Genomic DNA, 20525 nt, shown 5'->3' with positions numbered 1-20525 from the left:
CATGGCAGGCGGTTGGGCACGCGACGGCGCGGTAAGCGAACAGATCGAGGCGTCGATATCGGACGAGCTGGCCCGGATGCAGGCGCAAAAGCGACCTGTGGGTGAAAGCCTGACTCATTGTGCGGAGTGCGAGGAACCGATCCCCGAAAAACGACGCGCCGCCTTGCCGGGCGTGAAACTGTGCCTGGATTGCCAGCAGGAGCGGGATGGGGCGTTCAAGGCGCGCGGTGGGATCAATTGACGCGGGTCGAATGATAGTCAGTTGAGGTGAGGTCAGTTTGGCTGATTTGAGCCCAGAGCAGAACCCAAATTACAGTGTAACCTAGGCCTTGTAGACTTGCCGCCCGTCCATCCACGTCTCGACCACTTTGATGTCTTTAAGGCTGTCCGGGTCGACAGCGCGAGGGTCACTGTCGAGGATCACTAGGTCGGCGAACTTGCCCGGCTCCAAACTTCCGATCTCATGGTCAGAGAACAATTGCCACGCAGCCTCGGATGTGACCGCCCGGATGGCCGACTCAACTGAGATGCGTTCTTGAGGGGCCAGAACATAATCTGGCTCCTTCCATGTTTTCCGCGTGACCGCCATCTCAATCATGTGCAGGGGCACAGGGTCGGTCACCATGAAGTCCGAATGCAAGGAAAAGCCAACACCAGCGTCCTCTGCACTCTTGCAGCGGTCGAGCAATTGCGCCTTTTCCTCACCAAAGACCTCGTCGCGCATTGCAACGCCCCAATAGTGCACGTGCCCGATCAGAAAGCTGGCCGAAACCCCAAGGTCTTTCATGCGTGCGATCTGTTCGTCGTGCAGAATCGAGCAATGCTCGATCCGCGCCCGGACCCGTGACATGTCGACACCCGCGTCGCGGACCGCCTCGCAGGCGTCAAGCACGTTGTCAATTGCGGCATCGCCATTGCCATGTATCGCGAGGTGCCAGCCCTTGGTCGCTCTGTCTACGGCAAGGTCGATAAGGTCTTCACGGGCGGTATAGGCCAGTCCAAGACTGTCGGAATTGAGATAGGGTTCTCTCTGCAGGCCGGTAAAGCCCTGATTAGAGCCATCAGCCACCAGCTTGTAGCCCGTGACGCGCGCGATGGCGTTTCCGGTGCCGGGTACCACACCAGCCTCGTCCCACGCCTCGGCACCGATGGTATAGAAGGGATAAGCCCGTATGCGCGCCGGCAGTCGTCCGGAGGCGGCGGCGCCAAGCAGTACTTGCGTATCCACAGGCGACTGCGAGAGGCCACCGAGGCTCAATTCACTGACGGTTGTGAGGCCATGTTGGCTCCATTTCGACAGTAAGTCGACGACAGCGTCCACCGGCTCCGTCGTTGCAAGCGCCGGGTACGCTCCGAGGACTTGCAGGAAAGACACGTTGTTCTTCATGACGCCGGTCAGGTTGCCGTTGGCATCGCGGACGAACTCAGCGCCCGACGGGTTCTCAACGTCCGCGGGCACTCCGGCAACTTCGAAGGCTGTAGAGTTTGCATACGCGAGGTGCCCGGAGGCATTGAAGACAAAAATTGGATGATCCGTCGAGATCGGGTCGAGGTCGGCGAAGGTTAGTTCATCCAGACCTTCCTGAACCGCAGGATCTAAATTCCGAAAGACGAGCCACTCCCCGGAAGGCGTTCCAGCGGCCCGCTGGGTTATATGATCCAAAACCTCCGCCACTGTGGCAAAGCGCGCCATCCCAACGTATTCCATTACCGCGTCGACGACGGACCCGGCGATCACATGGGTGTGCGGATCGACAAAACCGGGCAACACGGTCTTGCCGGCCAGATCGACGACAAGCGCATCTGCGCCGGCAACGGCCCGGACTTCGCCATCGGTTCCGACAGACAGAATGCGGTTGCCGCGGATGGCAATCGCTTCGGCCTCGGAAAAATTGTCGTCCACGGTTAGGACGGTACCCCCCGTGAAGACGATCGTCGTGTTGGATTGTGCTTGAGCCTGCACAGGTACCATAGCCGCGAGGCCTGCCGCTGCCGCACCGCCTTTCAGGAAGTCCCGCCGCCCGAGGCTGCCCAGATCAAAGCCCCAGTTACAGGACCAGCCGTCGCCCGATGCCGCCTTTTCCCTGAGGTCGCCGACAGCAACATTCGAGCGAAACAGCTTTCCGAAATCCGCGCTACAACAAGCGCATCCATAAACATGTTTGGTCATTTAGATCGGCTCTCAGTAACTTCTCAATTTGACGTGGCACCTAGAAACCGCAGCAGGGCGGTCGCCGCAGTTTGGCAGACGATTGGCGACGAGTTAACGTTGCAATCATTTGGAAAGTCAAAGACAGCTTTGTCCGCGAAGCGGACAAAGCGATTATTGGCCTGTCCTGATTCAGCTTTCCATCGCTTCCAACTCGTCAATAAAGCCCGAGATCATCGATAGGCCCTTGTCCCAGAATTTCGGGTCGCTGGCGTCCAGTCCAAACGGGGCGAGCAGGTCCTTGTGGTGTTTCGAACCACCAGCGCGCAGCATTTCGAAATACTTGTCCTCGAACCCCTCGGCGCCGCTCTCATAAACGGAATACAGCGCATTCACGAGGCCGTCGCCAAAGGCATAGGCGTAGACATAGAAGGGGGAGTGCACGAAGTGCGGGATGTAGGCCCAGAAGGTCTCATATCCGTCCATGAATTCAAACGCGGAACCAAGGCTTTCGGCCTGAACGCTCATCCACAGGGCGTTGATGTCATCGGGGGTCAATTCGCCCTCGCGGCGTGCGGCGTGCAGTTTGCATTCGAAGTCGTAGAACGCGATCTGGCGGACGACCGTGTTGATCATATCTTCGACCTTACCGGCCAGCAGCACCTTGCGCTGTTCCGGAGTCTCTGCCTGATCCAGCATCTTGCGGAAGGTCAGCATTTCTCCAAAGACCGATGCGGTTTCGGCCAGTGTCAGCGGCGTGGATGAGAGCATCTCGCCCTGATCAGCGGCCAGCACCTGATGCACGCCGTGGCCCAGTTCATGCGCCAGAGTCATCACATCGCGCGGCTTACCCAGATAGTTAAGCATCACGTAAGGATGCACGTCGGTCACGGTGGGGTGCGCAAACGCACCCGGCGCTTTGCCGGGCTTTACCGCTGCATCAATCCAACCTTTTGAGAAGAAGGGCGCCGCGATCTCTCCCATACGCGGATCGAACGCATTGTAGGCGTCCATCACTGTCTGTTCGGCCTCATCCCAGCCAACGATGCGTGTGTCTTCCATCGGCAGGGGCGCGTTGCGGTCCCAGACCTGCATAACGTCCAGCCCCAGCCATTTGCGTTTCAGTTCATAATACCGATGGCTCAGCTTGGGATAGGCGGCCACGACTGCCTCGCGCAGGGCCTCGACCACTTCGGGTTCAACATCGTTCGACAGGTGACGTCCGGTCTGCGCAGTCGGCATATTGCGCCAGCGGTCGACGATTTCCTTTTCCTTGGCTTGCGTGTTGTGCACACGGGCGAAGGTTTTGATGTTGTCCTGAAACACTGATGCCAGTTCGCGCGCCGCAGCTTCGCGTTTGCTGCGGTCCTGCTCGGTTAAAAGGTTCAGGGCGCCTTCTATGTTAAGCTCTTCGCCGTCAATGTCAAAGGTCAGACCCGCAATGGTCTCGTCGAACAGGCGTTCCCAGGCATCGCCAACAACGCCCAGATCGTGCAGGAATTTTTCCAACTCATCAGAGAGTTGATAAGGCTTCATCGCACGGATGCGACGGAAGACCGGCTCGTACCGCGCCAGATCAGCATTGGCTGCGAAATGCGCTTTGAGCACATCATCGTCGATGCGGTTGAGTTCGAGCGTGAAAAACACCAGTGGGGTGGTGAAGATAGTGATCTTTTCCTGCATGTCCGACAGGAATTTGGCACGATCTGCATCGGTGGTCAGTTGGTAGTAGCGCAGACCGGCGAATGACATGATCCGCCCGGCAATTGCGTTGATCTTTTCATTGCGCAACACGCAGGTGAGCAGGCCATCGGCATCCAGATCGGCCAGCTTGCCTTCGTAGTCTGACGCGAAAGAGGCGCATTCGCCGTCCAGCCAATCCAGATCACGCGCCAGTTCAGGCGCTTCTTCTGAGGCATAAAGGTCGCTCAGATCCCATTCCGGCAGGTTGCCCAGGTTGTCGGTGCCACCGACAGCGTTTGCATCACGGACGGGAAAGGGAAGGTCGCGCATAGATCACCTTTTGAAACTGCTTTGGCAAACATCTAGGGCTGCCGCGCCGGGATCACAAGCGGACAGTTGGCGTACTGGGGCTCAACTCGGCCCAAGTTGCGCCCTACGATTGGTGTGACAGAAAATGAGCCGCCAGCTGATCCAGCACCGGACCACGCACATCAGGCGCTTCCATCAGCACTTCGTGTTCACCATCGGGGATCTCAACCAGCGTACCGTTCGGCCAGTTTGCCATTCGGGCGCGGATCGCCTTGCGGTCCACGATTTGTTCGTGGCTGCCCAGGAAGGTCAGGCAAGGCGTATCAGGGGCAGGCTGATCCATCAGCCAGGCGCATTCTGTTAATGCCTCGCGCAGCCACCGATTGGACGGGGCGCCAAGTGACAGATCGGGATGTGCGGTCAACTGATCCTGCATCATCTTGAACATCGCAGGATCGCGGGTCAGCACATTGTCCTGAAATGGTTGCGACAGCACATAGCTTTCCAATGAGGTTGTCGGCGGCGTCCGTTCGCCGAGGCCAAGCGCAGTGCCCCAATAGGCCGTCAGACGGCTGAGCGGTTTCATGACAGGGGTGAAGAAGATGCCCCACATCGGGCCGGTGAAGGCACAGGCGGCAAAGCATCCCTGCTCGACAACCGCGCGAAACCCGATGGCCCCACCCATCGAATGCCCGATAACATACCAGGGTTTCGGCAGGTCAAGCTGCGTGGCCAGATCAATCACGGCCCGCACATCATGCTGATAATCAGGAAAACGGTCCACATGGCCAATGCGTGGGTTGTCCAGCAGCCGATCTGCCAAGCCCTGACCGCGCCAGTCTACGGCCAGCATTGAAAACCCGCGTTGGGCAAATTCTGCGGCTGTGCTGCCATATTTTTCAATATATTCGGTGCGGCCCGGAAACACAAACACCGTGCCGTTTGCATCGCCCTGAGGCCGCCAATGGCCCATGCGAATGCGGGGCCCGTCCGTCGTCTGCAACCAATGAGCCGCACCACCGGCGGGACCGCCGGCCACATCTTCGAAAAAGGGGGCCGGCGACAGTTTCATCAGGCCAGCACCGAGGCGAGCTTCATGGCGACGCCCATGTCACCATCTACGCTCAGCTTGCCGGACATGAATGCGCCCGTGGGGTTCAGCGCGCCGCTGAGAATCTCCTGAAACGTATCGGCATCGGCGCTTAGGGTGACGTCTGCTTCGTCATCGCTGATGCGCGCACCGTCCGAATCGAGAATGATTGCGCCCAGATCGGCAATTGCAAATTTGGCCGAGGCGTCAAAGTCGCCACCCGCCAGTTTTTCATTCAGCGCGGATACGGCTGCTTCCAAAGTGTCGCTCATGGTGCTCCTCATTTTGTTTGTGCGCCGTGAATGGACATCCCCGGTCGCAACGCTACACTGAGCATTGTTATGGGCATTGCAACAAACAATCTCAAAGGTATCGTTGCGGCAATCGCGCTGCTAGTCATGATTTCCGGAACTTGCGTCGCGCAAGAGGCTGATTCCCGGGATGAGACTCAGTTGTTACAGCAACTGGCGCAATCAACACCGCAGCAGGCAATTGGTTTGGATCGTCAGCTTCAGGCGCTTTGGTCGCAATCCGGTTCGGCCTCGGCGGATCTGCTGTTAGAGCGCGGGCGAGAGGCATTGGATGATGGGGATGTCGAAACCGCCATTGAGCATCTGACAGCCCTGACAGATCACGCCCCTGATTTCGCCGAGGGCTGGCATGTGCGAGCGTCGGCCTTTTTTGGACAGGAACGGTTCGGCATGGCCGCAGCCGATTTGGAATATGCGCTGACCCTGAACCCCAATAACTACGATGCTATCTATGGGCTCGGTCTGATCTTTGAGGTTGTGGGCAAGCCCGAGCGTGCATTCGATGCCTATCAGCGCGCGCTGGCTATACATCCCCATCACGAAGAAGTAACCAATGCGGTGAATCGACTAAAGCCTCAGGTCGAGGGCTCATCTCTCTGAGACACTGGGGCAGGGGGCACAGGTGAGCGGGTCATCCCGGGTAGTGGCCGTACTTGGCCCGACGAATACAGGCAAAACCCATTACGCAATTGAACGCATGCTGGGGCATCGAACGGGCGTCATCGGCCTGCCGCTACGTCTGCTCGCACGCGAGGTCTATGACAAGATCGTCGCAATTCGCGGCCCGTCTGTTGTGGCTCTGGTCACGGGCGAAGAACGGATTGTGCCGCCCCGCACCCAATATTGGGTCTGTACGGTCGAAGCGATGCCCGAGGGGATGGGGGCTGATTTTGTTGCCATCGATGAAATCCAGCTTTGCGCTGATCCGGAACGCGGTCACGTTTTTACAGATCGGTTGCTGCGATCCCGTGGAACCCATGAGACCCTCTTTCTGGGCTCGGACACTATGCGCGGCCCGATCGCTGCGCTGGTCTCCGAGGCGCAGTTTGTTAGGCGCGAGCGGATGTCGCAGTTGGTATATACCGGTTCAAAAAAAATCAGCCGGATGCCCGCGCGCAGCGCCATCGTCGGATTCTCGGTCGACAATGTCTATGCCATTGCTGAACTATTGCGCCGTCAAAAGGGCGGCGCTGCCGTGGTTATGGGGGCGCTTAGCCCGCGCACGCGCAATGCACAGGTCGATCTCTATCAGAATGGTGAGGTTGACTATCTGGTCGCGACCGATGCCATCGGGATGGGGTTGAACCTGGATGTGAACCATGTGGCGTTCTCGTCCCTGTCCAAATTCGATGGCCGCCGGATGCGCCCGCTCGCGCCGAATGAATTAGCACAGATCGCAGGCCGGGCAGGGCGCGGCATGTCAGATGGCACTTTCGGTGTGACGGGTGAAGCAGCGCCGCTGGACGAAGGCGTGGCGCAGGCGATCATGGACAGCCGGTTTACGCCGATGAAAAAGCTGAACTGGCGGAATGCTGCCCTCCGTTTTGGCTCGATTGAGGCGCTGATCGACGCGCTTGAGGTCAGTCCGCAGGGCGAAAACCTGGTTAAGGCGCGTCCGGCTGATGACCTGCGTGCCCTGAAATCCCTGTCACAAGTGACCGAGGTTATGGCGCGTGCCAGCGATGGGCCATCGGTCCGTTTGCTATGGGATGTGTGCCGTATTCCCGATTTTCGGGGGATCAGTCACGCCGAACATGCAGGTTTGCTCGACGTGATCTTTGGCCACCTGCACGAGCGCGGGTCTATCCCCGATGATTTCATGGCCCGGCAGGTGCGACGTATCGACCGGACAGATGGCGATATCGATGCTCTTTCCAAAAGGTTGGCGTATATTCGCACCTGGACTTATGTTGCGCAACGAAACGGCTGGATGCGTGACGAATCGCATTGGCGGGACGAGACGCGCACTGTAGAAGACAGGCTGTCAGACGCTCTTCACGAACGTTTGACTCAAAGATTTGTGGACCGGCGCACATCCGTGTTGCTGCGCCGGCTCAAACAGAAGGAGGCCCTTTTGGCCGAAGTAAATGACAAGGGTGAAGTGACCGTCGAAGGCGAATTCGTCGGTCGTCTGGAAGGGTTCCGGTTTTCTCCGGACAAGGCTGCGCAGGGGGCCGAGGCGAAAGCCTTGAAATCGGCCTCACTGCAAGCCCTCGCGCCGCAATTCCATCTGCGTGCCGATCGCTTCTACAATGCACCCGATACCGAAATTGATTTCACTGATCAGGGCGGCCTGATGTGGGGCGAATATGCCGTCGGCAAACTGGTTGCCGGGGCCGAGCCTCTCAAGCCGATGGTCGAGGTTTTTGTGGATGAGGCCGCAGGTCCGGACGTCGAACAGAAGGTGCAGCGCCGCCTGCAGCACTTCATCGACCGCAAAGTGGCCGCACTGTTCGAACCGCTGTTGAACCTGTCGCGGGACGAGGAACTGTCCGGTCTGGCCAAAGGCTTTGCTTTCCGAATGGTCGAGGCGCTGGGCGTGCTACCCCGCGCGCATGTCGCGCAAGAGGTCAAGGATCTGGACCAGGACGCTCGTGGCGCCCTACGCAAGCACGGCATCCGTTTTGGTCAGTTTACCATCTTCATGCCGCTGCTGCTGAAACCTGCGCCGACGCGCCTGCGCTTGGTTCTCTGGGCGCTTTCCAGTGGTCTGCAGGAATTCCCCGAAGCGCCGCCTCCGGGGCTGGTCACCGTGCCGGTCGCCAAGGACGCGCCGCAGGGCTATGACACAATGTGTGGCTACCGCGATGCGGGCGAGCGATCGATCCGGATCGACATGCTGGAACGTCTCGCCGATATGCTTCGTGCTGAGGACAGCCGGGGCGGCTTTGAAGCCAAGCCTGACATGCTGTCGATCACGGGCATGACGCTCGAACAGTTCGCGGACCTGATGCAGGGGTTGGGCTACAAGGCCGAGCGCAGCGAGCGTGAAAAGGTCAAAGCCGCTCCGGCCGAGGCACCTGCGACTCAAGCGGCAGAACAACCCGCCGCCGAAGAAACCCCGGCTGTCGAGGCTTCGACCGATGAGGTCACCGCGCCCGCGGAGGCGTCAGCCGAGGCCACGACAAGCCCCGAGGCGGCAGCCGAGGCTCCGGCCGCAGAACCCGCAAATGACGAACCCGAGGTCGAGGTGTTCTACACCTTCACTTGGGGCCGTCAGCGTCAGCAAAATCGCGGCCCGCGCCGCGAGCAGGGGCAGGGCAAAGGCAAGCCGCGTGGCAAACCTCAGGACGGTCGCAAGCCGCAAGGCAAAAAGGGTGGCAAGCCGCAGGGCGCAAAGTCCTTCTCGTCTCGGCCTCCGAAGAAGGAAAAGGCAATCGACCCCGACAACCCGTTTGCAGCAGCGCTGATGGGTTTGAAGGACGGCAACTGATCCGTCATGGATCAGGCCAAGCTGCGGATCGACAAATGGCTCTGGCAGGCGCGATTCTTCAAGACCCGCAGCCTGGCGGCCAAGCAGGTCAGCGGTGGCCATGTGCGACTGAATGGAAACCGGGTTCTGAAACCTGCCCAAGCGGTGGGGCCCGGCGATGTTTTGACCTTCCCACAGGCGCGCACTGTTCGGGTCGTCAAGGTTGAGGCGCTGGGTAATAGGCGTGGTCCGGCCTCAGAGGCACAAACGCTGTATTCGGATTTGACCCCGAAACAGGAGGTACGGCCCACAGATCCCGGTTTCGAGGGAAAAGGTCGTCCAACCAAGAAAGATCGGCGGGCAATTGATCTTTCTCGCAAGCTCGATGACTGATCTGACCTTGAAGATAAGGCCAGTCTGAATTAGCTAATCGCCAAAGATCATACGGGAACTCAGCAATGACTTATGTCGTCACCGAAAACTGCATCGCCTGCAAATACACCGACTGTGTCGAAGTGTGCCCGGTGGACTGTTTTTACGAAGGTGAGAATGCGCTGGTCATTCATCCCGATGAATGCATCGATTGCGGCGTGTGCGAACCCGAATGCCCCGCCGATGCCATTCGCCCAGACACCGAGCCGGGGATGGAGACATGGGTCGAGTTTAACCGCAAGTTCTCTGAAGTCTGGCCCGTGATCGTGACCAAGAAGGATCCTCTGCCCGAAGCAGAGGAGCGGGACGGCGAAGAAGGCAAGATGGAGAAATACTTCTCCGAAGAGCCCGGCGAGGGCGGATAAGCGATTCGCCGCCTGACCTGGGACGATGCTCTTCAATGCGGCGTGGTAATTCTCTGAAATCAGGGCGAATATTGCGATTTTACCTTAGGTAAACTTTCGGGTGTCGCATTTTTGTGATATACTCCCTCCTTACATGATGACTGAGATCGGGATGCACTCCGTAAGTATGCTCGCTTTGGAGTTCTGAATTTATGACAAATATGCCGCCTGTCGGGGCTGAAACAGTCCCCGCTTGTGGTGTTTTGTCGTCTGCTTACCGGTCCAAAACCAAGGAATACACTGAATGACAAAGTCGAAAAAGCTTGAGTTCCGCCCCAACGACTATGTTGTCTACCCCGCCCATGGCGTGGGCCAGATCATCTCGATCGAGGAACAGGAAGTCGCGGGCTATTCGCTTGAGCTGTTTGTCATCTCATTCGAGAAAGACAAGATGACTCTGCGGGTGCCGACAAACAAGGTCACCGAATCCGGGCTGCGTTCGCTCAGCTCGCCGGACGTGATCAGCCAGGCGATGAAAACGCTGAAGGGTAAGGCCAAGGTAAAACGCGCCATGTGGTCGCGCCGGGCGCAGGAATATGAACAAAAGATCAACTCGGGCGATCTGGTCTCGATCGCCGAAGTGGTTCGTGACCTGCACCGCACCGACGATCAGCGCGAGCAGAGCTATTCCGAGCGTCAGCTCTACGAAGCCGCACTGGAGCGCCTGACCCGGGAAGTTGCGGCTGTATCGGGCGCAGGTGAGCTGTCGGCGGCGAAGCAGGTGGATGAGGTTCTGACCTCGCGCGCTGCCGCTGCCTGAATGTACTTAAGCTAAATTCTCAAAGCCGCTCTGACTTCAGGGCGGCTTTTTCTATTTAGGTTGGGCTTTGGCCAATGGCTTAGGAACCGGTCGTGATCAGGATAATCATAGGATGCGCTTTGCTTGCCCTGTCCGGTCTGTTTTGGGCGGCCTATTATTCCAGGTACTTCAAGTGGCGTGATTGCTTCAACGAACTGGGCCGGTGCTACGACCCCGCAGCCGGTCAGGTACTTTTGCAGCAAGCGGGATTGGTGTGGGGATCAGCAGCGGTACTTACCCTTGTCCCTGCGCTCTACCTGCTGATTGGGCATGTTTGCCAAAGGCGCAGGCGGGTCTGATGTTTACAGCTGGGCGCTGATTGCGACCAAGAATGTAATCTCGGCCAGTTGCTGAGACGCACCAAGAATGTCGCCGGTCTGGCCGCCGATCTTCTTCTTGGCCAAAAGGCAAAGGCCAAAAACAACGACCGCAGCGCAAATCGCAGGCAACAAAAACTGCGTTCCAGCCAGCAGCAGGCCGATCACGATTGCCAGACCTAACGACAGGGTGACGGTCATCTCATTTGGTGTGCCGACCGAATGGCTTAGGCCCGATTGCCGTGCATTGGGCAAGGCTGCCATCAGAAGCGGCATCATAGCGCGGGACGATATGCAGGCCGCAAGGATCGCCCAAAACGCCCCGGCGGACAAAAGCGCAGCAATCGCTGAGATGCGGATCAGCTGCGCGCAGATCAAGGCCAAAACGCCATATGTCCCGATATGGCTGTCCTTCATGATTTCCAGCCGGCGCTCGGGTGTGAATCCGCCCCAAAGCCCGTCAAACGTGTCGGCCAAACCGTCTTCATGCATTGCGCCGGTCGCCATGATCAGGGCCCCAACAACCAGAACAGCGGAAATGAATGGGGACACGGACAGCGCCAGCAAGACCCAGCCCACCGCGCAGGCCAGCCCCCCGACGACAAGTCCAACCACTGGAAAAGCCCAGACCGCACGCGCTTGACGGGCAAAGACATGATCCGGCAGACGGAGCAAGGGCAGGCGCGTCAGAAGAACCAGCGCCAGAGGGATATCCCACGCAGAAACTGGATTGGTGTCGTTTTTATGCACTCCCGCGCCTTTCAGGGTCTTGTTGGTCTCTCAGCTTCGGTTAAACACGCAGGACCACTCTGATGCAATGAGGCTTTGATGCTGCCAGAACTGAATGATTTGAACACGTTCCGCGATGCGTTGATCAACGCGCCTGGTCCGGACATAGCGGCCGCAGACGGCGCCGCCACGCGCAATGGCCAGCTGACCAAACCTCCGGGTGCGTTGGGGCGGCTTGAGGATCTGGCGATCTGGTACGCGTCCTGGCGCGGCGATGCGCGTCCTCAGATCGAACAGCCTCAAGTCATTGTGTTTGCAGGCAACCACGGGGTCACGGCGCAAGGCGTGTCGGCCTTTCCGCCTGAAGTGACCGTGCAGATGGTTATGAATTTCGAACATGGAGGGGCCGCGATCAATCAACTGGCCAAGGCGGCCGGGGCAAAGATGGATGTCCATGCGCTGGACTTAGAGCGCCCGACCGCAGATTTTACACAAGGCCCGGCCATGAGCGAGGTCGAACTTCTGAGCGCGCTGAAAACCGGTTGGAACGCGGTCGACCCACAAGCCGACCTGCTGGTGGTCGGTGAGATGGGGATCGGCAACACCACCCCCGCTGCGGCCATCGCCTGCGCGCTATTCGGTGGAGAGGCTGCCGATTGGACCGGACGCGGCACCGGTGTCGACGATGCGGGTCTTGCCAACAAAACCCGCGTTGTGGCCGAAGGCGTTGCGCGCCACGCCACCGACGATGGGCTGGAGGTTCTGCGCTGTCTCGGTGGACGTGAGATTGCCGCGATGGCCGGTGCGATTGCTGCCGCCCGCGTATTGCGCATCCCTGTCATTCTGGACGGGTTTATCTGCACTTCCGCAGCTGCCTGTCTCGCGCGTGTATCTGTCGCGGCGTTAGACCATGCGGTCGCAGGCCATCAAAGTGCCGAGGGTGCGCATGGGGCGATGCTTTCGAAACTGGGCAAAGAGCCGTTGCTGAACCTTGGCCTGCGACTGGGCGAGGGGTCTGGCGGGGCGCTGGCCATTAACATCCTGAAAAGCGCTGTGGCCTGCCATTCCGGCATGGCCACCTTTGCTGAGGCGGGCGTGGCAGACGGATGACCTGATCGCCTGTTCGGGCAGCACCCGATCAGGCAGATTTTTTGGCGTGTTCCTCGGCCAGTTCCAGAAGCGCGGTCTCTAGATCTTTCTCCAAAGACTGCGCCCGTTCGATGTATTTCTTGTTCTCCGCCGTGGGCATGCCAGGCACCCACAGCTCGGCCAGTTCGCGCACAGATGCCCGGTCGTGATGATAGAAGGTCTGTTCCGCCTGCGCGGCTTCGTATTCGCTGAGCCCGATGTTTTCCAATACGTATCGACCAGCGCGAAGTGAACTGTCGAACATCTCACGCACGATGTCGTTGGCCCCAGCCTGATACAGCTCGTACACATGGGTCCGGTCATGGGCGCGGGCGATGATGTGCAGGTCCGGGCGTTGGCGGCGGGCAAATCCGACCAGTCGCGTCACCGTCTTTCGATCATCCATCGCAGCAACCAGAACCGACGCCTTATCCAGCCCCGCTGCGCGCAAAAGCTCGGGCCGGGTTGGGTCGCCCAGAAAGCCTTTGACGCCAAACCGACGCATCAGTTGGATCGTCTCGATATCGTGGTCCAGAACGATGGTCTTGAACCCGCTGGCCACCACAAGACGATTCACGATCTGACCGAACCGTCCAATGCCCGCAATGATCACCGGGCCTTTTTCGTCGATCTCATCCGGTTCTATCGCGGTTGTTGTCTCGCCCAGTTTCCGCGACAGCAGATCGTAGATGATAAACAGGAGGGGGGTGATCAGCATCGTCAACGCGATGATCATAAGCAGTTTTTGCGCCAGGTCCTGAGGGATCACATTCTGTTGCCGTGAAAAGGCCAGAAGGACAAAACCGAACTCACCCGCTTGTGCCAAACCAAGGGTGAACAACCAGTGATCACGGCCCTTCAGCTTGAAGGCTTTGCCTACAATATAGAGGATGACACCCTTGGCGAAGATCACCAGCAATGCAAGACCGATCAGGTCAAACGGATCGTTGAAGAAATAACCAACGTCTATCCCAGCCCCGACTGTGATGAAGAAAAGGCCCAGAAACAGGCCTTTGAAAGGCTCAAGGTCGCTTTCCATCTCATGCCGGAATTCCGAGCTGGCCAGCACAACACCCGCCAGAAATGCGCCCAGAGCGGGTGACAGGCCAACCAGTGTCATCAGGAAGGAAATGCCAACCACGATCATCAGGGCCAGCGCGGTATACATCTCGCGCAGGCGCGAGGCGTGGATAAAGCGGAACAGCGGGCGGGTCAGGTAGACACCGGCCAGAATGACAAACGCAATGGCGCCGATCGTCACCAATGTGACGGCCCAGCCGGGCAAACCATCGACCAGGGACAAGCTGTGATGCGCGTCGTGCAGGTGATCCCCTGCGCCGCGATCAATTGACCCGTCGGCCTCGATATGAGGGATGGCGGGCAGCGCCAGCAAGGGCAACATCGCAAGGATCGGGATTACCGCGATATCCTGCGTCAACAGCACCGAGAAGGTCGCGCGCCCGCCATTTGTTTGCATCAGTCCCTTTTCAGACAGGGTCTGCAGTACTATCGCGGTTGAAGACAGACATAGGGTCAGGCCAACGGCGAGCGCCACGGTCCAGGGGTGGCTGGCATAAATCGCCACGCCCGCAATCACTGCGGTGGACAGTAGAACCTGCAATCCGCCCAGTCCCAACAACCTGTCCCGCATATCCCAAAGGGCGCGCGGTTCCAGCTCCAACCCGATCAGGAACAGCATCATGACCACACCGAATTCGGCCACATGCTGTAGATCTTCGGTTTCAGCCCCAACAAGGCCTAGAACCGGACCGATGATAAGACCGGCGGCCAGATATCCCAGAACCGATCCCAATCCCAGACGCGCCGATAACGGAACGGCAATCACCGCAGCGGCGAGATATATAGATGCCTGGTATAGGAAATCGTCCATTTGTGTCCTCGTTGCCTGCTCAGGTCGGCAGGGGGGCGTCGCGTTTCAATTGGTCCATCACGATCTGGCTTTGAACCCGTGCAACCGCAGGATGCGGCAGGATCACCTGATGAAGCAAGCTGTTGAGCGCAGATAGATCGTCGCAATAGACATGCAACAGGTAATCCGCCTCTCCGGTCATCGTCCAGGCGCTGGTGATTTCGGGACGGGCATCCACCAAACGGGCAAAGCTGGCCGATTGATCCGGCCCATGCGTGCCGAGGTGAACCTGAACAAAACCCTGGACTTGCAGGCCCAGTTTCAACGGATCCAGCCGTGCGGTATAGCCGGTGATGTAACCTTCGGCCTCCAGCCGTTGGCGGCGGCGACCGGCCTGACTTGCAGACAGGTTTAGTACTTCGCCCAGTTGTTGGGCGGTCAGATGCGCATCGCGCTGGAGCGCGGCCAACAATCCGATATCGATATGATCCAGTGCTTGCGGCATTTCACCGTATTATTTCCAAATCGCGCGTGTTTTGCGCGTATGAACATAGTTTATCTGAAAACAATGCGCAGAAACAGCGTTGTTTAAGACATATCTTGGAATCAGCAAAGAAATTCCTGTTATTAAGGAGACGCGCCATGGGTCCTTTCCCGCATAACGCCCCGAAATCCATCATCAGCGCAGAGAACCCGGCTGGAACCGACGGGTTCGAGTTCGTCGAATTCGCTCATCCCAACCCGCAGGAATTGCGGGATCTGTTTGCGACCATGGGCTATGACCTTGTTGCGCGTCACAAGAAAAAACCCCTGATCGAGCTGTGGCAGCAAGGGGACGTGACTTATATCCTCAATGCCGATCCTGAGAGTTTTGCCGCAAAGTTTGTCGCCGAACACGGCCCCTGTGCGCCTGCAATGGGCTGGCGGGTTGTCGATGCGCAGCAGGCGTATGAGCATGCGGTTTCAAAAGGGGCCGAACCCTATGATGGCGCGGACAAAACCATGGATGTACCCGCGATCAAAGGGATTGGCGGGTCGCTGATCTACTTCATTGATCAGTATTACGACACATCGCCCTACAACCAGGAATTCGAATGGATCAAGGAATCCAAACCACGCGGTGATGGGTTCTACTACCTCGACCACCTGACCCATAACGTTTTTAAGGGCAATATGGACAAGTGGTTCAAGTTTTATGGCGACTTGTTCAACTTCCGCGAAATCCGGTTCTTTGATATTCAGGGCAAGTTCACGGGGCTCTATAGCCGCGCGTTGACCTCGCCTTGCGGCCGTATCCGTATCCCGATCAACGAAGATCGCGGCGAAACGGGTCAGATCGTCTCGTACCTCAAGAAGTACAAGGGCGAAGGTATCCAGCATATCGCGGTGGGCAGCGAGGATATCTATGCCTCGACCGACGCGATTGCCGAGAAGGGGCTAAAGTTCATGCCAGGCCCGAACCAATCCTACTATGATATGTCAAAGGACCGCGTGAAAGATCATGACGAGCCGCTGGATCGGATGATTAAGCACGGCATCCTGATCGACGGCGAAGGCGTGGTGGATGGCGGCGAGACGCGGATTTTGCTTCAGATTTTCTCGAAAACCGTGATCGGCCCGATCTTTTTTGAGTTCATTCAGCGCAAGGGCGATGATGGGTTCGGAGAGGGGAATTTTCAGGCCTTGTTCGAGTCCATCGAGCGCGAGCAAATCGAAAGCGGCGAGATTTCAGCGGCTTAATCCGCTTCGAACACAAGCTTAGTCCAAGTCACTCCGGCATGCCTGTTTCCCTCTTGAAGGGAAGCATGGCCGGAGCGATGAAGAACCTTTAGCCCGGCGTGCTGCGCGACGGTCACCAGATCGTCGGCGCAGATCGGAAACCCCGGCCTGTCCACAGGGCTGGGGCCGTGGCGCAGTGACAGGATCAGGCGGCCTGATGGTTTCAGCCGTGTAGCGAGTGCTTCAATAGCGGTTTTCTGATCCTGCGGACTTAGATGATGTAGCACTCCGATTGCCAGGGCGGCGTCAAAGCTGGTTTGGTCTTTGGGTAAGTTGGTCAAATTTGGCAGACTTGCATCAAACCACTCTATCTCGAGGTGGCGATAGCTGGTCTGAGCGTGATCTCGGAATCGGGCGACGGGTTCAACGGCCGTGACAAGAAACCCATGTTCAACCAGCCAAGCAGCCAACGCACCAGGACCTGCACCCACATCCAAAACATGCGCATCAGGGCCGGGCAGAAAATCGACAAGAGGGCCCAGTACGGCCTCCTGCCACAGGTTCTCGTAAGACGAAATCAACTGAAGAGCAGCGTGTTCGTACCCTTCAAAAACGCGCCTTTGATACGCAAAATGATCATCCACGCGGCATCTTGAGGGACACGTTGCGACCCTTCTTTTGATATAGCAACTCACTGTCGCTGATTGCGACGACCTTGCCGCCGTCGACTCGGTCACCCACTTTCAGTTTCTTGTATCGTCCGCTGGGCAAGCGCACCAAGGCGCGCCGGTTGGCTGGTGTGCCGTAGACCCCGATCAGGTTCAGGCGGCGCAGGTTGATCGCGTTGTCGATGGTCGCTTGCCGCGCCACCGATGCGGTCGTGGGGATCTTGGGGGCAACGGTTTTGGGCTCGAAGGTTTCGGCCCCACCACTGTTCTGATCCAGCCCGGCGGTTGATCCCAGATTGGTCGCCGGTGCGGCCGCCGCAGTCCGAACCAGCCCTGCAGGGCGTGCCTTGGGACGCGGAACAAGTACGACGGCCAAGGCAGTCGGGGTGTCATCCACCTCGGGGCTGGCTTGTAGCGAAGCGGGGCGTTGCTTGGGCCGCAACACAGACAGTTCTTGTAACGATCTGCCGCCCAGTTGCTGACGTTCGAATTGATCTTGCAGGTTCTCAGGGCGGGGCTTGGGCCGTATTCCGGCCAAGCGCGAGGTTGTTTCCTCGACCACCGGTTCTTGTTCGAACCGCAAAGGTACTGCTGGCGGCACAGACGAGGGGCGGCCGAGATAGACCAGCACGCCATCAGGGTTCAGCGTGCCTTCGGGCGTTGGGGTGACCAGCCCGCGCTCATCCAGATCAAACCCGGGGATGGAGGCGCGCGCCAGAGCGGGCAGATCAAAGGGCTGATCTGTTTCAAAACTCGCTGACGGTGCCAGGGCCACCGCGTCGTTGGAAAAATCGGATTTGCCAACCGAAGCCAAATACAGATCGTCCGGTTCAACGGCAACTGGTTCTTCGGGCTGTGCTGGGGCGGTCTCAACAACACCTGTGGCGATTTCAGATTGCGGAGCCGTCTCGGTTTCCTGTGCAACGTCCTCGACCGGCGTGGGTTCTACCTTCAACGCCTCAAGGATCGCCGCATCGGTCGCAGACAAGGCGGGTTGATCTTCGGCTGTCGCCTCGGGTGCGGGCTCTACAGTCGCCACCTGATCGTCTTCAAGCGCGGATTCCATCGTAGGTTCGGTATTTTCTGCCTCAGGCACTTCCGGCAGGATGTCTACCGCCAGATCAGCGGCCATTTCAGCCTCAGGGGATGTGGTTTCAGGTTCCAAGTCTCCCTCGGCCACAATCTCCTCTTCCGGCGATCCGATAAGGTACCACGCGCCAATCACAAGGGCCAACAAACCCGTCGCTGCGACCGCAGGCAGGGCAAATTTGTTGAGACTCGCGCCGCTGCTTGCTGAGTCACTTTGCGATGGAGCAGGCGCGCGAAACGCGTCCGGGGCGGCGGTTTCCGCTATGGCGTGAACCTTGGGGGTTGACGGATCGGCGTCTGCCTGAGGTGCCGGTACTGCGGGGGCAGGCTTAGCCTCTGGTGCAGCAACCGGAGTGGCTGTAAGCGGCTTCGCATCCAGTTCAAACACCGGCACGCCGGGGAACTCATCTTCACTCGGCTCAGCGGTATAAGCGACAGGCACGAATCCATGCTCGGTGGTAAAGCTATGCGCTTCGTTCAAGGTCTGGTGTGCCACTGCCGCCCCATAGACCAGACCGTCTTTGGTGATCGAGGCAAAACTCAGTTCATCGCGCTCATATGGTGTGGCATCGACCAACGCGTCCTGCACCATTTGCGCGTTTTCGTCAGTAGACAGAACTTCCGATGGAATCGTGAGATAGCGGATTTGATCCGCTGGGATAACCACATTGCAACTCAGGTCGTTTTCCAGTGCAAAACCCTGATCTCGCAGCGCCTGTATCTGCCCGTTCAGGTCATCTGCATCCAGCGATACAGTGCCGATCTCGTACCACTCACCTTCGGACAGGTGGTGCAACGAAATACCGGTTGCAGAAAAAGATAGCGTAAAGGCGGGTTTCATATTCCCGGAGAACCATAACTATATCATCAGCGCAAACGATCACACGCTTGCAGAGTGACAGTAGAGCAGGAACCCGCCGAGGGAAAGAAAAACGCAACCTCTCCCCTTGTATGGCAAAGCCCTGCCAACCCATGTTGAACGGGAACAATTTGGAGGGATGACCTTGAAGACATTCGCTTTTCTGACCGCCATGATGGCCGCAACTGCCGCTGGTATCGCCCATGCGGAAGAACGTCGCATTACCGTTGACGCGACTGGAACCGTGCAAGTTGCACCTGATATGGCGACGATCACACTGGGTGTGACCAATCAGAACGCTGAGGCGTCGGTTGCGATGAAAGCCACGTCAGATGCAGTGGCACAGGTGCTGTCCCGTCTGACAGATATGGGGATCGAGGATCGGGATGTGCAAACACGCGACCTGTCTCTCTCACCTGTTTGGTCGAATCGCAATCAGCAGAACGGAGAGCCACCCGAGATCACGGGGTTTGTCGCTTCGAACCGCGTGTTTGTCCGGGTGCGCGACCTGTCCCAGCTTGGGCAGATTATGGATGCGGTCATTCAGGACGGGGCGAATGATTTTGGCGGGCTGAGCTTTGGTCTGCAGGACACCAAACCCATCGAGGTTCAGGCGCGCGCCAAAGCCGTGGGCGAAGCCACGTCAAAGGCCGAGCAACTGGCGCAAGCGGCCAATGTCACGCTGGGTCCGGTTCAGTCGATTTCCGAGCGCACCGGAGGGGTCCGGCCCATGGCAGAGATGCGCGCCTTTAGCGTCGCCGATACTGGTGGAGTGCCCGTAGCAGGCGGTGAGATCACGGTATCCGTCAGCGTTTCGATGGAGTTTGAGATTTCTGAGTAAGCTCAGTTGTCGGCGCGGGCCATCAGCGGCTGTCGTTGCTGGCCCGTCGCGTCGAAATTGTCAGGCGACAACCAAGCCTCGAATGCGCCCCGGATGCGGGGCCATTCACTGTCGAGTATCGAAAACCACGCCGTGTCCCGATTGCGTCCTTTGTAATGGGTCGCCTGGCGGAATATCCCTTCGAAGGTAAAGCCCAGCCGTTTGGCCGCCGCACAAGACGGTGCGTTCAGCGCATCGCATTTCCACTCGTAACGGCGATAGCCCAACTCGTCGAAGACGCGTTTCATCATCAGATACATAACCTCGGTCGATTGCGGTGTACGCTGCAACAGGGGTGAGAAATGGATATGCCCAACTTCGATCGCACCCGCTGCGGGCTCGATCCGCAGATATGAGGCCATACCGATCGGCACCTCCTCCGCATTCAGAACCGTATGGAACATCGGGTCTGCATCCATACAGGTGGCACGCGCCCAGGTTTCAAACGCCCGTTCCGTGTCAAACGGCCCATAGGGCAGGTAGGTCCAGTTCCGGTGATCGGCATCATTGGCAAACGCCCGGAACAATCCGGGCGCGTGCCTGTTCACATCAAGTGGCACGACCGAGCAATACTGGCCCTCCATCGGGGTATACGGTGGTGTGGGGCGAGGGAACTCGCCCTTGACCGGCCGTCCGATGGGTTGACCCAGCGTGTTGGTGTCGTGCCCGCTCATGGT

Annotated in this window: 19 protein-coding genes; 9 read left to right on the top strand and 10 right to left on the bottom strand. The window is 58.4% G+C overall.

The genetic code is table 11. The features are described from left to right. The first annotated feature begins 1 nt into the window (after window position 1). Window positions 2-241, top strand: coding sequence for a DksA/TraR family C4-type zinc finger protein (locus ACR0DH_RS12255; protein ID WP_480548961.1), 240 nt, complete (start codon window positions 2-4; stop codon window positions 239-241). An 81-nt stretch (window positions 242-322) separates the two neighbouring features. Here the strand turns inward: ACR0DH_RS12255 and ACR0DH_RS12250 are convergent, their stop codons facing one another. From ACR0DH_RS12250 to ACR0DH_RS12235, 4 genes are all read right to left on the bottom strand, one after another. Further along, a complete protein-coding gene (locus ACR0DH_RS12250) occupies window positions 323-2170 on the bottom strand; it encodes an amidohydrolase (RefSeq protein WP_480548963.1) in 1848 nt (615 codons plus the stop codon). Window positions 2171-2341: 171 nt separating this feature from the next. Beyond that, complete coding sequence (locus ACR0DH_RS12245) at window positions 2342-4162, bottom strand: M3 family oligoendopeptidase (RefSeq protein ID WP_480548965.1); 1821 nt, start codon at window positions 4160-4162, stop codon at window positions 2342-2344. Window positions 4163-4265: 103 nt separating this feature from the next. Further along, window positions 4266-5213, bottom strand: a complete 948-nt coding sequence (locus tag ACR0DH_RS12240; RefSeq protein WP_480548967.1) for an alpha/beta hydrolase — start codon at window positions 5211-5213, stop codon at window positions 4266-4268. Then, on the bottom strand, window positions 5213-5503 hold the full coding sequence (locus ACR0DH_RS12235) for an SCP2 sterol-binding domain-containing protein (protein ID WP_480548969.1): 291 nt from the start codon (window positions 5501-5503) through the stop codon (window positions 5213-5215). The genes ACR0DH_RS12240 and ACR0DH_RS12235 overlap by 1 nt, the downstream gene beginning before the upstream one ends. Before the next feature lie 69 nt (window positions 5504-5572). Between ACR0DH_RS12235 and ACR0DH_RS12230 the strand changes: the two genes are divergently transcribed. The 5 genes from ACR0DH_RS12230 to ACR0DH_RS12210 all read left to right on the top strand — a co-directional run bounded on the left by ACR0DH_RS12230 (window position 5573) and on the right by ACR0DH_RS12210 (window position 10550). After that, window positions 5573-6142 carry a tetratricopeptide repeat protein gene (locus tag ACR0DH_RS12230; protein ID WP_480548971.1) on the top strand — a complete coding sequence of 190 codons (570 nt, stop codon included), beginning with the start codon at window positions 5573-5575 and terminating at the stop codon, window positions 6140-6142. A 22-nt stretch (window positions 6143-6164) separates the two neighbouring features. Next, on the top strand, window positions 6165-8975 hold the full coding sequence (locus tag ACR0DH_RS12225) for a helicase-related protein (protein WP_480548973.1): 2811 nt from the start codon (window positions 6165-6167) through the stop codon (window positions 8973-8975). A gap of 6 nt (window positions 8976-8981) precedes the next feature. Further along, window positions 8982-9347, top strand: coding sequence for an RNA-binding S4 domain-containing protein (locus ACR0DH_RS12220; protein WP_480548975.1), 366 nt, complete (start codon window positions 8982-8984; stop codon window positions 9345-9347). A gap of 65 nt (window positions 9348-9412) precedes the next feature. Then, on the top strand, window positions 9413-9751 hold the full coding sequence (gene fdxA / locus ACR0DH_RS12215; RefSeq protein WP_480548977.1) for a ferredoxin FdxA: 339 nt from the start codon (window positions 9413-9415) through the stop codon (window positions 9749-9751). Between the two features lie 283 nt (window positions 9752-10034). Next, window positions 10035-10550 carry a CarD family transcriptional regulator gene (locus tag ACR0DH_RS12210; RefSeq protein ID WP_480548979.1) on the top strand — a complete coding sequence of 172 codons (516 nt, stop codon included), beginning with the start codon at window positions 10035-10037 and terminating at the stop codon, window positions 10548-10550. Between the two features lie 341 nt (window positions 10551-10891). Here ACR0DH_RS12210 and cobS read toward each other — a convergent pair whose 3' ends face one another. Beyond that, window positions 10892-11656 (bottom strand): adenosylcobinamide-GDP ribazoletransferase, encoded by a 765-nt coding sequence (gene cobS / locus ACR0DH_RS12205; RefSeq protein ID WP_480548981.1) that lies wholly within the window; start codon window positions 11654-11656, stop codon window positions 10892-10894. A gap of 78 nt (window positions 11657-11734) precedes the next feature. Here cobS and cobT point away from each other — a divergent pair, with 78 nt between their 5' ends. Next, entirely contained in the window at window positions 11735-12745 is a 1011-nt protein-coding gene (gene cobT / locus ACR0DH_RS12200; RefSeq protein WP_480548983.1) for a nicotinate-nucleotide--dimethylbenzimidazole phosphoribosyltransferase, read from the top strand. Window positions 12746-12773: 28 nt separating this feature from the next. Here the strand turns inward: cobT and ACR0DH_RS12195 are convergent, their stop codons facing one another. Together ACR0DH_RS12195 and ACR0DH_RS12190 are read right to left on the bottom strand one after the other, a co-directional pair. After that, window positions 12774-14654 carry a cation:proton antiporter domain-containing protein gene (locus ACR0DH_RS12195; RefSeq protein ID WP_480548985.1) on the bottom strand — a complete coding sequence of 627 codons (1881 nt, stop codon included), beginning with the start codon at window positions 14652-14654 and terminating at the stop codon, window positions 12774-12776. Window positions 14655-14673: 19 nt separating this feature from the next. Continuing rightward, a complete protein-coding gene (locus ACR0DH_RS12190; RefSeq protein WP_353007826.1) occupies window positions 14674-15138 on the bottom strand; it encodes an Lrp/AsnC family transcriptional regulator in 465 nt (154 codons plus the stop codon). A 137-nt stretch (window positions 15139-15275) separates the two neighbouring features. Here ACR0DH_RS12190 and hppD point away from each other — a divergent pair, with 137 nt between their 5' ends. Beyond that, window positions 15276-16373, top strand: coding sequence for a 4-hydroxyphenylpyruvate dioxygenase (gene hppD, locus ACR0DH_RS12185; RefSeq protein ID WP_480541184.1), 1098 nt, complete (start codon window positions 15276-15278; stop codon window positions 16371-16373). On the opposite strand, the gene ACR0DH_RS12180 is transcribed toward hppD, so the two are convergent. Both ACR0DH_RS12180 and ACR0DH_RS12175 read right to left on the bottom strand, forming a co-directional pair. Then, window positions 16370-16996 (bottom strand): class I SAM-dependent methyltransferase, encoded by a 627-nt coding sequence (locus tag ACR0DH_RS12180; protein WP_480548987.1) that lies wholly within the window; start codon window positions 16994-16996, stop codon window positions 16370-16372. The genes hppD and ACR0DH_RS12180 overlap by 4 nt on opposite strands. Continuing rightward, window positions 16989-18950, bottom strand: coding sequence for a hypothetical protein (locus ACR0DH_RS12175; RefSeq protein WP_480548989.1), 1962 nt, complete (start codon window positions 18948-18950; stop codon window positions 16989-16991). Before ACR0DH_RS12175 ends, ACR0DH_RS12180 begins: the two co-directional genes overlap by 8 nt. Window positions 18951-19113: 163 nt before the next feature. Between ACR0DH_RS12175 and ACR0DH_RS12170 the strand changes: the two genes are divergently transcribed. Continuing rightward, complete coding sequence (locus ACR0DH_RS12170) at window positions 19114-19809, top strand: SIMPL domain-containing protein (protein WP_480852802.1); 696 nt, start codon at window positions 19114-19116, stop codon at window positions 19807-19809. A 2-nt stretch (window positions 19810-19811) separates the two neighbouring features. Here ACR0DH_RS12170 and ACR0DH_RS12165 read toward each other — a convergent pair whose 3' ends face one another. Further along, on the bottom strand, window positions 19812-20522 hold the full coding sequence (locus ACR0DH_RS12165; protein ID WP_480548993.1) for a GNAT family N-acetyltransferase: 711 nt from the start codon (window positions 20520-20522) through the stop codon (window positions 19812-19814). Window positions 20523-20525 lie beyond the last annotated feature (3 nt).

This window comes from Ruegeria sp. I1, assembly GCF_056532675.1.
Note: the sequence above shows the minus strand (reverse complement) of the source record. Positions and strands in the feature narration are given on the sequence as shown.

What these genes read in the sequence shown, in the direction of transcription:
- cobT (WP_480548983.1), top strand. Translation starts at nt 11,735, where the DNA reads ATGCTGCCAGAACTGAATGATTTGAACACGTTCCGCGATGCGTTGATC.
- ACR0DH_RS12165 (WP_480548993.1), bottom strand. Translation starts at nt 20,522, where the DNA reads ATGAGCGGGCACGACACCAACACGCTGGGTCAACCCATCGGACGGCCG.
- ACR0DH_RS12240 (WP_480548967.1), bottom strand. Translation starts at nt 5,213, where the DNA reads ATGAAACTGTCGCCGGCCCCCTTTTTCGAAGATGTGGCCGGCGGTCCC.
- ACR0DH_RS12210 (WP_480548979.1), top strand. Translation starts at nt 10,035, where the DNA reads ATGACAAAGTCGAAAAAGCTTGAGTTCCGCCCCAACGACTATGTTGTC.
- ACR0DH_RS12235 (WP_480548969.1), bottom strand. Translation starts at nt 5,503, where the DNA reads ATGAGCGACACTTTGGAAGCAGCCGTATCCGCGCTGAATGAAAAACTG.
- fdxA (WP_480548977.1), top strand. Translation starts at nt 9,413, where the DNA reads ATGACTTATGTCGTCACCGAAAACTGCATCGCCTGCAAATACACCGAC.
- ACR0DH_RS12255 (WP_480548961.1), top strand. Translation starts at nt 2, where the DNA reads ATGGCAGGCGGTTGGGCACGCGACGGCGCGGTAAGCGAACAGATCGAG.
- ACR0DH_RS12175 (WP_480548989.1), bottom strand. Translation starts at nt 18,950, where the DNA reads ATGAAACCCGCCTTTACGCTATCTTTTTCTGCAACCGGTATTTCGTTG.
- ACR0DH_RS12230 (WP_480548971.1), top strand. Translation starts at nt 5,573, where the DNA reads ATGGGCATTGCAACAAACAATCTCAAAGGTATCGTTGCGGCAATCGCG.
- hppD (WP_480541184.1), top strand. Translation starts at nt 15,276, where the DNA reads ATGGGTCCTTTCCCGCATAACGCCCCGAAATCCATCATCAGCGCAGAG.
- ACR0DH_RS12250 (WP_480548963.1), bottom strand. Translation starts at nt 2,170, where the DNA reads ATGACCAAACATGTTTATGGATGCGCTTGTTGTAGCGCGGATTTCGGA.
- ACR0DH_RS12245 (WP_480548965.1), bottom strand. Translation starts at nt 4,162, where the DNA reads ATGCGCGACCTTCCCTTTCCCGTCCGTGATGCAAACGCTGTCGGTGGC.
- ACR0DH_RS12195 (WP_480548985.1), bottom strand. Translation starts at nt 14,654, where the DNA reads ATGGACGATTTCCTATACCAGGCATCTATATATCTCGCCGCTGCGGTG.
- ACR0DH_RS12190 (WP_353007826.1), bottom strand. Translation starts at nt 15,138, where the DNA reads ATGCCGCAAGCACTGGATCATATCGATATCGGATTGTTGGCCGCGCTC.
- ACR0DH_RS12220 (WP_480548975.1), top strand. Translation starts at nt 8,982, where the DNA reads ATGGATCAGGCCAAGCTGCGGATCGACAAATGGCTCTGGCAGGCGCGA.